The 14,453-nt window shown below is 50.1% G+C and carries 14 protein-coding genes; 8 read left to right on the forward strand and 6 right to left on the reverse strand.

From position 1 onward, the window contains the following. Positions 1-2: 2 nt before the first annotated feature. The 7 genes from cmk to C9I99_RS14045 all read left to right on the forward strand — a co-directional run bounded on the left by cmk (position 3) and on the right by C9I99_RS14045 (position 6,891). Entirely contained in the window at positions 3-686 is a 684-nt protein-coding gene (gene cmk, locus C9I99_RS14015) for a (d)CMP kinase (RefSeq protein WP_107349508.1), read from the forward strand. Positions 687-785: 99 nt separating this feature from the next. Then, a complete protein-coding gene (rpsA, locus tag C9I99_RS14020) occupies positions 786-2,456 on the forward strand; it encodes a 30S ribosomal protein S1 (RefSeq protein ID WP_107349509.1) in 1,671 nt (556 codons plus the stop codon). A gap of 72 nt (positions 2,457-2,528) precedes the next feature. Then, positions 2,529-2,819: an integration host factor subunit beta gene (gene ihfB / locus C9I99_RS14025; protein WP_107349510.1), complete on the forward strand. Its 291-nt coding sequence runs from the start codon at positions 2,529-2,531 to the stop codon at positions 2,817-2,819. A 195-nt stretch (positions 2,820-3,014) separates the two neighbouring features. Continuing rightward, entirely contained in the window at positions 3,015-3,299 is a 285-nt protein-coding gene (locus C9I99_RS14030) for a LapA family protein (protein WP_107349511.1), read from the forward strand. A gap of 6 nt (positions 3,300-3,305) precedes the next feature. Continuing rightward, a complete protein-coding gene (lapB, locus tag C9I99_RS14035) occupies positions 3,306-4,475 on the forward strand; it encodes a lipopolysaccharide assembly protein LapB (RefSeq protein WP_107349512.1) in 1,170 nt (389 codons plus the stop codon). Between the two features lie 311 nt (positions 4,476-4,786). After that, positions 4,787-5,482, forward strand: coding sequence for an orotidine-5'-phosphate decarboxylase (gene pyrF, locus C9I99_RS14040; protein WP_107349513.1), 696 nt, complete (start codon positions 4,787-4,789; stop codon positions 5,480-5,482). 143 nt (positions 5,483-5,625) lie between these two features. Beyond that, complete coding sequence (locus C9I99_RS14045; RefSeq protein ID WP_107349514.1) at positions 5,626-6,891, forward strand: MgtC/SapB family protein; 1,266 nt, start codon at positions 5,626-5,628, stop codon at positions 6,889-6,891. A gap of 89 nt (positions 6,892-6,980) precedes the next feature. Here C9I99_RS14045 and C9I99_RS14050 read toward each other — a convergent pair whose 3' ends face one another. From C9I99_RS14050 to pspF, 6 genes are all read right to left on the reverse strand, one after another. Further along, on the reverse strand, positions 6,981-7,805 hold the full coding sequence (locus tag C9I99_RS14050) for a peptide ABC transporter ATP-binding protein (RefSeq protein WP_107349515.1): 825 nt from the start codon (positions 7,803-7,805) through the stop codon (positions 6,981-6,983). Further along, complete coding sequence (locus tag C9I99_RS14055; RefSeq protein WP_107349516.1) at positions 7,802-8,803, reverse strand: peptide ABC transporter ATP-binding protein; 1,002 nt, start codon at positions 8,801-8,803, stop codon at positions 7,802-7,804. The genes C9I99_RS14050 and C9I99_RS14055 overlap by 4 nt, the downstream gene beginning before the upstream one ends. Continuing rightward, positions 8,803-9,690: a putrescine export ABC transporter permease SapC gene (gene sapC, locus C9I99_RS14060; protein WP_107349517.1), complete on the reverse strand. Its 888-nt coding sequence runs from the start codon at positions 9,688-9,690 to the stop codon at positions 8,803-8,805. The genes C9I99_RS14055 and sapC overlap by 1 nt, the downstream gene beginning before the upstream one ends. Next, a complete protein-coding gene (locus C9I99_RS14065; protein ID WP_107349518.1) occupies positions 9,677-10,639 on the reverse strand; it encodes an ABC transporter permease in 963 nt (320 codons plus the stop codon). The genes sapC and C9I99_RS14065 overlap by 14 nt, the downstream gene beginning before the upstream one ends. Position 10,640: 1 nt before the next feature. Further along, complete coding sequence (gene sapA, locus C9I99_RS14070; RefSeq protein WP_107349636.1) at positions 10,641-12,266, reverse strand: ABC transporter substrate-binding protein SapA; 1,626 nt, start codon at positions 12,264-12,266, stop codon at positions 10,641-10,643. 127 nt (positions 12,267-12,393) lie between these two features. Beyond that, the gene (gene pspF, locus C9I99_RS14075) at positions 12,394-13,434 is read right to left on the reverse strand and encodes a phage shock protein operon transcriptional activator (protein WP_107349519.1); all 1,041 of its coding nucleotides are present in this window, start codon (positions 13,432-13,434) and stop codon (positions 12,394-12,396) included. A 281-nt stretch (positions 13,435-13,715) separates the two neighbouring features. Between pspF and pspA the strand changes: the two genes are divergently transcribed. After that, the gene (pspA, locus tag C9I99_RS14080; RefSeq protein ID WP_107349520.1) at positions 13,716-14,381 is read left to right on the forward strand and encodes a phage shock protein PspA; all 666 of its coding nucleotides are present in this window, start codon (positions 13,716-13,718) and stop codon (positions 14,379-14,381) included. Positions 14,382-14,453 lie beyond the last annotated feature (72 nt).

Below are 14,453 nucleotides of genomic sequence, written 5' to 3' on the forward strand. Positions count from 1 at the left end.
CTATGTCTACTCATGCGCCAGTGATCACTGTCGATGGACCAAGCGGTGCCGGTAAAGGCACGCTATGTATGCTGTTGGCAGAAAAACTGGGCTGGAAGCTATTGGACTCTGGTGCCATCTACCGCGTGCTAGCCCTTGCGGCACTGCACCACGGGGTTGATCTTGAGTCTGAAGACGCACTTGTCCCATTGGCTGCCCACTTGGATGTACAGTTCGTGGCTGAAGGTGAGTTGGTAAAGGTGATTCTTGAAGGGGAAGACGTGTCGGGTGAACTTCGTAAGGAAGAAACCGGCATGGCAGCCTCTAAGGTGGCCGCACTGCCACGCGTTCGCGAAGCGTTGCTTCGTCGCCAGCGAGCCTTCAGTGAGGCGCCGGGTTTGGTGGCGGATGGTCGTGATATGGGAACCGTTGTGTTCCCTCAGGCAGAAGTCAAGTTCTTTCTCGATGCCAGTGCTGAAGAACGTGCGAGTCGTCGCATGAAGCAGTTGCAACAGAAAGGGTTAGATGTTAACTTTGACCACCTTTTGAAAGAAATTCAGGAACGTGACTACCGAGATCGCAATCGTGCGGTCGCACCGTTACGTCCCGCGGCTGATGCTTTGGTGCTAGACTCTACAGAGATGTCTATCGACCAAGTCATTGAACTGGCATTGGCCCATATTGAAACGAAATTATCAGCCGAATAATTCGGCAGATGGCGTCGGTGTCACGGATGATAACTGACATTACTACCAACCCCATGCGGTAGGATACCCATGGTTGTTAATCACATTGAAGATTAAATAATGACTGAATCTTTTGCTCTACTTTTTGAAGAGTCTCTAAACGAACTAGAAACACGTCCAGGCGCGATCGTTAAAGGTACTGTTGTAGCTATCGAAAACGGTTACGTACTAGTTGACGCAGGCCTTAAGTCTGAGTCTTCTATCCCTGCTGAAGAATTCAAGAACGCTGCTGGCGAACTTGAAATCGAAGTTGGTGCTGAAGTTGACGTTGCACTAGATGCAGTAGAAGACGGCTTTGGTGAGACTAAGCTATCTCGTGAGAAAGCTAAGCGCCACGAAGCTTGGATCGTTCTTGAGAAAGCTTATGAAGACGCTGAAACTGTTGTTGGTATCATCAACGGTAAAGTTAAAGGCGGCTTCACAGTTGAACTTAACGGCATCCGTGCGTTCCTACCAGGTTCTCTAGTAGACGTACGTCCAGTTCGTGACACTGCTCACCTAGAAAACAAAGAGCTAGAGTTCAAAGTAATCAAGCTAGACCAGAAGCGTAACAACGTAGTTGTTTCTCGTCGCGCAGTTATCGAATCTGAAAACAGCGTTGAGCGTGATGAGCTTCTTGCTTCTCTACAAGAAGGCATGGAAGTTAAAGGTATCGTTAAGAACCTTACTGACTACGGTGCATTCGTTGACCTTGGCGGTGTTGATGGTCTTCTACACATCACTGACATGGCTTGGAAGCGCGTTAAGCACCCATCTGAAATCGTTAATGTTGGCGACGAGATCAACGTTAAAGTTCTTAAGTTCGACCGTGAGCGTACTCGCGTATCACTAGGTCTTAAGCAGCTAGGCGAAGATCCATGGGTAGCTATCGCTAAGCGTTACCCAGAAGGCACTAAGCTTTCTGGCCGCGTAACTAACCTAACTGATTACGGCTGCTTCGTTGAAATCGAAGAAGGCGTTGAAGGTCTTGTACACGTTTCTGAGATGGATTGGACTAACAAGAACATCCACCCATCTAAAGTTGTTAACGTGGGCGACGAAGTTGAAGTTATGGTTCTTGATATCGACGAAGAACGTCGTCGTATCAGCCTAGGTCTTAAGCAGTGTAAAGCTAACCCATGGCAGTCATTCGCAGAAATGCAAGCTAAGGGCGATCGCGTAACTGGTAAGATCAAGTCTATCACTGACTTCGGTATCTTCATCGGTCTTGAAGGCGGCATCGACGGTCTAGTTCACCTATCTGACATTTCTTGGAATGTTGCTGGTGAAGACGCAGTTCGCGACTTCAAGAAAGGCGACGAGATCTCTGCTGTAGTTCTAGCGGTTGACGCTGAGCGTGAGCGTATCTCTCTAGGTGTTAAGCAGATCGAAGAAGACCCGTTCAACGGCTACGTTGCTGTTAACAAGAAAGGCGCACTAGTAACTGGTACAGTTACTGCAGTTGATGCTAAAGGCGCAACTGTTGAGCTAATCGAAGGTGTTGAAGGTTACCTACGTGCTTCTGAAGCATCTGTTGACCGTGTTGAAGACGCAACTCTAGTTCTTTCTGTTGGCGATTCTGTTGAAGCTAAATTCACAGGCGTTGACCGTAAGAACCGCGTAATCAACCTATCTGTACGCGCTAAAGACGTTGCTGAAGAGCAAGAAGCTATGGCTAACCTGAACAAGCAAGACGATGCTTCTTTCGGTAGCGCAATGGCTGACGCTTTCAAAGCGGCTAAAGGCGAATAATTGAGCGAGGGGGGATCACTTTTCCTCCCAAGCGGTTATACTATTGAGAAACATACTAAAAACGGAGTGTTTATGACAAAGTCTGAATTAATTGAAAGGCTATGTAGTCAACAAACACATCTTTCTGCCAAACAGGTAGAAGATGCAATTAAGGAAATCCTTGAGCATATGGCTACGACACTTGCCGAGGGTGACCGGATAGAAATCCGTGGCTTTGGTAGCTTCTCGTTGCATTACCGCGCTCCACGTGTAGGTCGCAATCCGAAAACAGGCGACAAAGTTGAGCTGGACGGCAAGTACGTTCCTCACTTCAAGCCAGGTAAGGAATTACGTGACCGTGTTAACTTGTCGATTGCTAGTTAACCACGTATAGAACAAAAAAACGGCATGCTGTTAAGTATGCCGTTTTTTTATGCGTATTGATCATGGTCTGACGAGGCAAAATCTTGCATAATCAGGCCATACCCTTCTGTGTTTATACCAGATGTTTTCTGTTTAGGGCATTGCCTTTACCAGATAGGTATCATCTCCATTTCGTTCAAGTGAGAAGGATTCACGATGAAGATACTGACTGTACTCTTACTGGCTGCGTGTTTCTTGGTTACCCTTGCCTTGGGTGCCCAAAATCAGCAGTTGGTTAATTTTGACTTTCTGTTAGCCCAGGGAGAATTCCAGCTTTCGACGTTGCTGGGTATTGCCTTCGGTTCCGGGTTTGTGATCGGCTGGCTAATTTGTGGCCTGCTTTACCTCAAGACCCGTTTCACCAAAAACCGCCTGAGCAAGAAAGTACAAAAGCAGCAACAAGAATTGGATCAGCTACGAGCCGAGCCAGTTAAGGAATAACATTTAATGTTAGAGCTGTTGTTCCTGCTATTGCCTATCGCAGCCGCTTACGGCTGGTACATGGGTAACAGGAGCGCTAGTAACAAGCAACAAGAACAGTCTCATCACATGTCACGCCAGTACGTGACTGGTTTAAACTTGTTGTTGTCGGATCAGTCTGATAAAGCAGTTGATGTGTTTATTGAGCTGCTTCAGGTTGATAGCGAAACCATTGACACACACCTGGCTTTGGGGAATCTTTTCCGAAGCCGGGGTGAAGTTGATCGTGCGATTCGCATTCACCAAAACTTAATTGCCCGTCCAAACCTTACCATCGATCAGCGCAATCTCGCTTTGCAGCAACTGGCGCAAGATTATATGGCGGCTGGTTTCTTTGACCGTGCCGAGAAAATCTTCGAACAGCTGCTGGACGAACCTGATCATCGCAAAGGGGCTTTGCAACAACTTCTGACTATCTACCAACAGACCCGGGAATGGGATAAAGCCGTCCATATTGCGACCCAGCTGGTTAAAATGGGTAAGAGTAAACTCAAGCACGATATTGCTCACTACTGGTGTGAAATGGCCATGCTTGAAATGAGCGCGCAAAATCCTGATAAAGCGAAGCAGTTGATCAAAAAGTCGTTGTCGGCGGACAAGACCTGTGTCAGGGCTAGCATTATGCTGGCTAAAATCTTGATAGCTGAAGAAGAGTTTAAAGCGGCATCTAAGCAGCTGGAATGTGTTGCCGAACAGGATCTTGAGTTTATCGGTGAGGCGCTGCCGCTACTGTTGCAGTGCTATGAAGCGATGGACAATGAATCTGGCTGGCTTAAGTACCTGCGCTACTGTGTTGAGCAAAAAGCCGGGTCAACGGCCGAACTGATGCTGGCTGATGAAATTGCTAAACGAGAAGGCCCGACCATGGCCCAAACGTTCATGACTCGTCAGTTGCAGAAGAACCCGACCATGAAAGGCTTCTATCAGCTGATGGACTATCATTTGGACGAGGCCGAGGACGGCAGGGCGAAAGACAGCTTGACCACGCTACGTGGCCTGGTGGGGGAGCAGCTTAAAATTAAGCCTCACTACCGTTGCCGCCAGTGTGGTTTTGCGACCCACTCCCTGTACTGGCAATGTCCATCCTGTAAAGGGTGGGGGGCAATTAAACCTATCCGAGGACTGGATGGTGAATAAGCTCAAATTTACATGCTAAAACTATTATAAAAAGCCTGCTTGAGATCCAAGTGGGCTTTTTTGTAACAAAAGTAAGCTTATATTGGCCAAATATAGAAGGTTAATATTTTGGTGGTCAATTTATGTCAGTAAATTAGCCGTAAAAAGTTTAGTGAGCTGAATAAACGATTGGCTAAACAGGTTGAGTGCGTTTTTTGGGTGCTTGGTGTTAATTTTCAATTAATGCTCGATAAAAAACTATTTTGATGTACAATCCTGAGCGCGCTCAGCGAGCTGGGCTAGTTTGACCTTATGACTAAGCAGGAGATGCCATGTTAGATCCAAAAGTAATTGTCGCTCTCGACTACCCAAACCAAGACGAAGCACTAGCCTTTGTTGACCGGATTGAACCGGGAAGTTGCCGATTGAAAGTTGGCAAAGAGATGTTTACTTTTTTTGGCCCTGACTTTGTGCGAAAACTTCATGAGCGGGGCCATTCTGTATTTCTGGATTTGAAATTCCATGATATTCCAAACACCTGTTCACGCGCGGTGGCTGCCGCAGCTGATTTAGGTGTGTGGATGGTCAATGTCCATGCCAGCGGTGGCGAGCGTATGATGACAGCGTCGCGCGAAATTCTTGAACCGTTTGGTAACGATCGCCCGCTGCTTATCGGCGTGACGGTACTGACCAGCATGGAGGCTTCTGACCTGCAAGGCATCGGCATCATGGCTGAGCCAAAAGACCATGTTTTGAATCTTGCCCGCCTGACGAAGAACAGCGGCCTTGATGGGGTAGTGTGCTCGGCCCATGAATCAACCATGCTGAAAACGGAACTCGGTAGTGAGTTTAAGTTAGTTACACCGGGTATCCGCCCGGCAGGTAGCGCAGCAGGCGATCAGCGCCGTGTCATGACGCCGGTTGAAGCGGTACAGGCTGGCTCTGACTACTTGGTTATCGGTCGACCAATTACCCAAGCGGCTGATCCTGCGGCGGTACTGGCCGAGATCAATAAGACACTCGCTTAACCGACGATAGGTTAGCTGAGCAAAGACAGGTCCTCAATGAGGGCCTGTTTTTCGTTTACCGATATAAAATTCGTGATAGAGCAGACAGTTGCTTGCCATTACACATTCTACACTAGATCAAGATGATCTGATTGGGTGGCGTAATGGACTCGGATTTAGCCTTAACCTCTCCTTATATCCGGCTGGGCATCGCCTTGCTGCTCGGTGCTATCATTGGCATTCAGCGCGGCTGGGTTGAACGTAATGAAGCGGCGGGCAGTCGAATAGCCGGCATAAGAACCTATTCGCTAGTGGGGCTGCTCGGTGGTATCTGCGGGCTGCTGGCCGATTACTTTTCCGAATTGTTCCTCGGCTTGTCATTCGTCGCGCTGACTATCGTGCTGACGGTTGCCTACTCACAGCGATTGAGATGGCAAACCAACCTCAGCATCACCGGGTTGGTGGGCGCGTTAATCACTTTTCTGCTTGGGGCGTTGGCGATTGTTGGCGAACCCACCTTGGCGGTCTCTGCTGCGGTGATCACCGCCATAATCCTTGATAACAAACAAGAGTTGCACCATGCCCTGCAACGACTGCAGGAGTATGAGCTGGATGCCGCCCTACGTTTGCTTTTGATCTCTGTTGTATTGTTGCCGTTACTGCCCAATGAGCCGATGGGGCCATGGGGGGCAATCAATCCGTACGAGATTTGGTGGATGGTGGTATTGATCGCCGGTATTTCCTTTGTCGGCTACTTTGCAATGAAGATCGGCGGGGCACAAAAGGGTATTTTGCTGACTTGCCTGTTTGCTGGGCTTAGTTCGTCGACCGCACTGACATTGCAGTTTTCCCACCTCTCTAAACAACAACCTCAGCTCAATGGGTTGCTGGCAAGTGGGATCTTGCTCAGTTGCGGTACCATGTTCCCTCGTATTTTGTTTGTGTGCTCCGTTGTTAACCGGCAACTGATAGGCTGGCTATGGCTGCCGATGTTAGTGATGATGCTCGGCTTCTATCTGCCTGCATGGTGGATATGGCAACGCAACAAAGCCGACAATCAGACCAACCCCGAGATGAAACAGAATCCACTGGCGCTGACTTCAGCGCTGGGGTTCGGGCTCATATTGCTACTGATCATCTTGTTGGCGAATGGGCTACAGGAGTGGTTTGGTAATACTGGTACCTTGGCGCTGGCGGCGATTTCAGGGATCACCGATGTTGACGCCATCACCCTTGCGCTTGGCCGTCAGAGTAACGATGGCCAGATGCTAGCCACGGCGTCTATGGGGATTTTTATCGCAGCGGCAGTAAATAGCTTGGTAAAAATGGGGATGGCATGGTTTATCGGTGAGCCGGGATTGCGAAAGTATGTCGCCCTGCCGGTGCTAGGCTCGGTGGTACTTGGTGGCTTGGCCGTCATATTGGTCTAGCCGGTCTGATATTGGGCAAAGAATAACAAAAACGGGCCAAGTCCCCGTTTTTGTTATAGCCCAATCCAGTCCTGTTAGACCGTGCAGTATCAGCACTCGATTTTCGGTGTTGCCCGGCTGATACGATTGCTTCGGTCATGGGAAGGGGCGGAAAAGTGGCTGTCGAGCAACTTCTGGGTCAGTGCGTGCTGCGGGTTGCCGAATACTTCATTGGTTTTGCCTTCTTCAACAATCATACCGTGCTGCATTACGATTACCCTGTCGGAGAAGTGCTTGATCACCCCCATGTGCTGCGAGACGTAAATGTACGATAGTCCCATTTCTTCCTGAAGCTCGAGCAGCAGGTTGATGATCTGGGAGCGCATTGACATATCTAGTCCGTTAAGCGCTTCGTCAGCCACAATGACACAAGGCTGCAGGATCAAGGCTCGTGCCAGTGATACGCGCTGCTTTTGGCCGGTTGCGAGCATTTGAGGATAAAAATAAGCGTGTTCAGGTAGCAAGCCTACTCGCTTCAGGGTTTCCATGATCCGGCGCTCACGGGCTTGCGGTGTCATGTTGGTGTTTCGTTTCAGCGGGCCTTCGAGGATTTTACCGATCTGGATCCGTGGATTCAGCGAGGTATTGGGATCTTGGAAGATCATTCTGATCAGCTTGCAGCGGGTCTGGTAATCACGGTGTGTTAGCGGCTCGCCATTAACACGGATCACTCCCTCGGTAGGCTCCACTACCCCAGAGAGCATTCGCGCTAACGTGGACTTGCCTGAGCCGTTTTCCCCCATAAAGGCGATGGTCTCCCCGGCTTCCAAGCTGAAGGAAACCGGTTTTACCGCTTCTATAGTACGGCGGCGGAATAAGCCTGAGCGGTAATGGTAGTCTTTTTTGAGGTTCTCGACTTCAAGTAACGCACTCATTTTGTATTGCTCTCCATGTTCAGCGGAAAGTGGCAGCTGAACTTGTGATTTTTGATCTTTCTACGCTTCGGTACTTCGACACATTTACGCTGGGCATGTGGGCAGCGTGGCCCCAGCCGGCAGCCAATCGGTAGGTGCTGAAGCGGGGGAATAGAGCCTGGTAGGGTCTCCAGTTTACTTTTGTGAGTAAGCTCATCGAGGTTGAAATCTGGCATGGCCCGCAGCAGTGCCTCGGTATAAGGGTGGTGTGGTGATTCCAATAACTGCTGTCGGTTGGCTGATTCAACAGACTGACCACAGTACATAACAGTGATCCGGTCTGCCCATTGGGTAACGGTAGTCAGATCGTGGCTGACTAGCAAGATGGTTGTGTTGCCCAATTGATTCATTCGGCTCAATAGGCGGAAAATCTGCGCCTGGGTGATCGGATCCAGATCATTGGTTGGTTCATCGGCGATCAGCAGGCGAGGGCGGTTGGCGATAGCCATGGCAATCATCACCTTCTGGCATTCCCCATCGGTCAGCTCGTAAGGATAACTCCGCATCACACGGCGGTGATCTTTGATCCCGACTTTGTGCAGCAGGGCGATTGCCTGTTTCTGACGCCAGTGGAACCGTTGCCAGAAATAGCCATTGAACGATGCAGAAGGAATGGCCTCTTCCAATTGCTCACCGACTTTTTCAGACGGGTCAAGGCACGATGATGGCTCCTGGAATATCATTGCGATTTCCCGGCCGACGACCCGACGCCGCTCGCGCGCTGATAGGGTCAGCAAGTCAATATCACCAAGACGTAGGCGGTCGGCACTGACTCGCCAGTTGCTCTTGGCCACACCGGCAATGGCTTTGGCAACCAAGCTTTTCCCCGAGCCGGACTCTCCGACCAAGCCACGGATCTCGCCCTCGTTAATGGTCAGGCTCATGCGGTCAACCGCTTTTACCATGCCCTGCGGCGTATCAATCTCAATGGTCAGGTTACGAATATCTAAAAGTGGCATCAGTCAATCCCCGCATTAATGGCTTGGCGGAGTCCTTCTCCTACTAAGTTTACAACCAATACACTGAATGTAATGGCCAGCCCCGGTAAGGTCACCGTCCATGGAGCAAGATAGATCAGCTCAATGGAATCACCGAGCATCGCCCCCCATTCCGGCATCGGTGCCTGAGCGCCAAGACCAAGAAAACCCAGCGCGGCAATATCGAGAATAGCAATCGAAATTGCCCGGGTGAACTCGTTGGTCAGCACGGTCAGGATATTGGGTAAAATAGAGTTGTATAGCAGGTAGAAATTGTTAGCACCGTCAAGACGTGCCGCCAAGATGTAGTCTTTTTCTACCTCGTTGTGTACAGCAGTATATACCGCACGGATAAAGCGCGGGATAAGTGCCAGCCAAATAGCCAGTAGGATATTGATCTCGCCTGGCCCCATGTAAGCGACAACGATGATCGCCAGCAGTAGGGACGGGATCGATAGTACCGTATCCAATACGTGGTTGAGGAAGCTGGATTTTAAACCCTGGGTCATTCCGGCCAGTACGCCGATCAGAATTCCGATGACAGCTGAACCGACTGCCACCAAGACGGCGTAGCCAAATGTCAGGCGTGATCCGAGCAATAAACGGCTGAGCATATCGCGGCCTAGATCATCGGTGCCGAAGAAGTATTCGACTTTACCGGCAGTATCCCACGATGGCGGCATGAGCAATTCACCCACCTGGCTGAAGGCGTCATAGGGCGTTAGCCAAGGTGCCAGCAATGTAATGACGGTCAGCAGAACCAAGCACCACAGACCAAACATCGCCAAGGAATTATTTTTGAAGTTTTGCCAGGCTCGCTCACGCTGGGTCGGGATCTTGGTCTCCTGATAGATGTTATTTGATAGCATACCATTCCTTGCGTACGAGAGGATTGACAAGGGCTCCGGTCAAGTCAGACAGGATATTGGCAATCAGGATAAAGGTACCCACGGTGATCACACCGGCTTGGATAGCGACGTAGTTTTGGGTTGAAATGGCATCAAGTAACCAGCGGCCGATCCCCGGCCAGTTGAAGATGGATTCGGTCAGCATGGCGAAGGTCATCATGGTCGAGAATTGCATCCCCAGTTTTGGGATGATAGGGGGAATGGCATTTCTCAGTACATGCCGGGTAATGATCTCAAACATCGACAAGCCCTTGGTCTGGGCAACCTTGATGAAGTTTTGATCCATGACATCAGATACCGATGCACGGGTTAGCCTGATCACCTCGGTAGTTGGTGCCATTGCCAATACCACCGTGGGCAGCACAAGGTGTCTGATGGTATCCATCAGGGCTTCAGCACGGTAAGGCTTGTCAGATAGCATCACATCGATTAGCGCAATACCGGTGACATGGTCAATTTCGTACAGCAAACTGTAGCGACCAGAAACGGGTAGCCAACCTAATTCAAGTGAAAACAGTAGGATAAGCAGCATCGCCAACCAAAAAAGTGGAATAGAGTAACCCACGAGAGTGATTGAAGAGATGGCCGTGTCAATGAATTTGCCGCGTTTGACACCGGCAAGGGTACCGACAGGGATACCGATGATCAGCGAAAGCACAAAAGCAAAGAAACTCAGTTCAAGCGTCGCCGGGAAAACTGCCATCACTTCGTCGACAATTGGCTCGCCTTGGAGGTTCATGCCTAAGTGGCCGGCCATCAGATTCTCGAGGTAAATCGCCCAGCCGGACCAGAATGGCTGGGTACTCCATAGCGACGTATTGTCTAGGCGCAAAATACTGTAGCCGATCAAGGTCAGGATCAGCAGGGTAATCAGAAAGAGGTTTAGCCGACGGATGGTATAGATAAACATATTAGATCTCGCTCCGGAAGACTGTCGAGAAGGAGCGGGTACCAAACGGGCTCATTTGCAACCCCTTAAGGGACTTGTGGTGGACCTGAAAATGGACGCCATGGGCCAATGGGACAATCGGTACCTCGGTATCCAAGATATCTTGGGCGAGGTGATAATAATTGAGTCGCTGGTTCAGTTTAGGGGTTCTAGAGGCCAGCTCAAGCAGGTTATCAAAACTGAGGTTACACCAGTTCGCCACATTCAGGCCGGCTTTCTTGGCATCGCAAGACAGCAGCGGACGCAGGAAATTGTCCGGATCGCCGTTGTCGGCAATCCAGCCCGTTAAAATTAAATCACTGTTGTACTTGTCAATAGCACTAAAACGGCTGACGGTATCTTGGGTGATAATGTCTACCTTGACCCCGACAGCATTGAGATCGGCTTGGATTAACTCTGCGGTTTTGCGCGGACTCGGATTATACGGACGCGGCTCAAGCGGTACCCACAGGGTAAGGGTCAGGTTTTTGTCGTAACCGGCTTCTTTGAGCAAGGCAAGTGCCTTTGTCGGATCGTAATCCAGCGCTTGGCTGCCATGGTTGTAAGCCCAGGACATTGGCGGCAGCAGGCTGCGGGCTTTGGTACCGGTACCGTAGTAAACCGAGTTGAGCAGATTCTCACGGTTGATGGCATGGTTGATTGCCCTGCGAACCCGAATGTCACTGAGTTCTGGCTGATTGCTATCGAGCGCCAAAAATGCCACGTTCATACCCGTTTGGGCATTGAGGTTAAAATCTTCGTCGTCGCTGATGATGGGCAGTTGGCTGGCTACCGGTGATGACAGTACATCACATTCGTTGCTCAGTAGCTTGGCCAGTGTGCCCGTGCCACGGCTGGCGATATCGAAGACCACTTGTTCCATCAGGGCCTGACCTTGCCAGTAGCCTTCGTGGCGGTTTAGCCGAACAAAATCATTGGCTTGGTAGCTATCAAGGTAAAACGGCCCAGTGCCAACAGGCAAGGAGTCCAGTTGGTCTGGTTTGCCGGCGTGCAGAGTTTGCTCGGCATATTCCTGTGAGTGGATCACGGCATAGGTTGTTGCCAAGTTGGACAAAAAGGCGTTATCAGGCCGGCTTAGGGTAAACCTTACTGTCAGTGGGTCAACAACCTCAATATCCTCAATCAGGCTGGCAAATCCCTGGCTGTCGAACCAAGGATAACGACCGCCGGAGATCGCATGGAAAGGGTGTTCCGGTTGAATGACCCGCTTAAAGCTAAATACCACATCCTGAGCGTTGAACTGGCGGGTAGGTTTGAACCAATCGGTGGTTTGAAACTCAATGCCGTCCCGTAATGTAAAGGTATAGACCAAACCATCATCACTGGTACTCCAGCCATCGGCGAGCGATGGTAGGGGCTGGTGACTAACAGGATCAAGGAGTAACAAACGGTCGAAAAGTTGCGCAGCCAAGGTATCAGCCGTTAATCCACCATCGATTAACTGTGGGTTAAAGGTTGTTGGCTTATCTTGTCCGCAATAGACGAAGCCGCGGCTGCGAATATTGCTATCCTGCTGCGGGTCATCACTACAGCCAATCAGGCCGGCAAGGCTGACGCACACAAGCAAAAGACGAGTATAGGCGCTCATAGGTAAGAAATTTTTTGGAAACAAGACTATAAATTTACCATTAACCCAGTCTGTCACCAAGTCACCTCACTAAAATACCTGCTATTTCTGGGTTCTTTATGGCCAGAAAGTGTACAAGAAAGTGCTTTTACTCATTTCCGACCAACTGGTACTTGCGTAGCAGCCCCCTCAGTTGATGGTAGCTTAAGCTGAGCAAGTCAGCGGCTTTGCGTTGATTAAACTGTGCTTGCTCAAGCGCCTGTTGGAGAATGGCCACCTCTTGGTCGTGTTGCCACTGGCGGAAATCAATGGGTAACTGCTCCGTTTCGTTGCTGTGACTGATTGCTTGGCCATCTGTGGAAGAGTTGGGCTCGGTATGGTTTTTACTGTTGCTTTCGTTTGCCCCATTTTGTTGCCAAGGTGGAGTGAACGGGTCAACAATAATGGTCTCGACCGGTTCATCTTCGAGGTTATGGCGAAACACTGAGCGTTCAACGACATTTTTGAGCTCACGGATGTTGCCAGGCCAGGGGTAAGTTTGCAGGTGGTGCTGGGCTTGCTGGCTGAATCCTGCGAAAAAGCTGAAGTTGAGCTCCCGACACATTTTTACGGCGTAGTATTCGGCAAGGGGCAAAATATCTTCTTGCCGTTCGCGCAAAGGCGGCAAGTGGATAATGTCGAAGGCGAGGCGGTCGAGCAAGTCGGAACGGAATTTACCCTCAGCGGCCAGTTGCGGCAGGTTTTCATTGGTGGCGCAGACCAGCCGGACATTGGCTTGGCAGGTTTTGCTGCCACCCACACGTTCGTACTCACCGTATTCAATCACCCTGAGCAGTTTTTCTTGTACCCCCATCGGTGCTGTTGCCAGCTCGTCCAGAAACAAGGTGCCATTCTCTGCCCGTTCGAACCGCCCTTGGTGACGCCCCTTGGCCCCAGTAAATGAGCCAGCCTCGTGGCCGAAAAGCTCGGAGTCGATCACGCCTTCACCCAATGCGGCACAGTTTAGCGAGACAAGAGGTTGATCCCACCGGCGTGATAGATAATGCAGGCGCTGAGCGATAAGCTCTTTACCGGTTCCTCGTTCGCCGATGATCAGGATTGGCCGATCAAGCGGCGCAAGGCGCGAGGTTTGATCCAGCACCGTAAGGAACGCCTCGGATTCGCCGATGAGGTTATCTGTCTTTCGCATGGTTAATCTCGCTAATAGTTGGCGTAATTAAATACACCTTAGCAGGCCGGTGCTAGGGGTGTAAATATAAGTGACTGATATATAACAAACTAAAACTTGGCACACTTGTTGATATAACTAGGGTAGAGCGGTTCTATGGTACTAATGCCCGATGGGGACATTATCATTACTGGAAACTTCTGATTTGACGGTTAACCAGGGAATGAAAGCTTGCTTACAGGACCACAGGACCACAGGACCACAGGACCACAGGACCTTAATATATTTTAGGAGATGTAATTATGGGTATTTTTTCTCGCTTTGCCGACATTGTTAATGCCAACGTCAACTCACTGCTGGATAAGGCTGAAGATCCGCAGAAAATGATCCGTCTTATCATTCAGGAAATGGAAGATACGTTGGTTGAGGTGCGTACGTCATCCGCCCGTGCATTGGCTGACAAGAAAGAGCTTCTGCGCCGTATTCAGGCGATTGAGGCCCAGAGCCGTGATTGGCAGGATAAAGCCAGCCTAGCCATTCAGAAAGGTCGTGAAGATCTTGCACGTGCCGCGTTGATTGAAAAGCAGAAGCTCAACGATGTCGCGTTGACACTACATGAGGAGTACAAGCTGGTAGATGCGACCATCGAGAAGCTTGCAACGGAAGTGGCGGAGTTAGAGCGTAAGCTGCAAGAGACCCGCGCCCGCCAACAAGCCTTGGTGATGCGCCATAAAGCGGCTGATACCCGTCGTGATGTGCGTCGTCAATTGGATACCGGTAAAGTTGATGAAGCGTTGTCGAAATTCGAGCAGTACGAGCGCCGTATCGATGAGATGGAAGCAGAAGCCGACAGTTACAGCATTGGCCGTGGCAAGAACCTGAACGATGAGTTTGCCGATCTGCAGGCGCAAGATGAAATCGAAAAAGAGCTTGAGCGCATGAAAGCCAACCTCAAGGACAAAGAGTAATTCACCTTAACGGAATTTGGTTGTTATGATGGCAGCGGCTTTTGTGACAATCTAATGAATTGAATCTGCGCG

Source organism: Photobacterium lutimaris (assembly GCF_003025555.1).
In the GTDB taxonomy this organism is placed as follows: Bacteria; Pseudomonadota; Gammaproteobacteria; order Enterobacterales; family Vibrionaceae; genus Photobacterium; species Photobacterium lutimaris.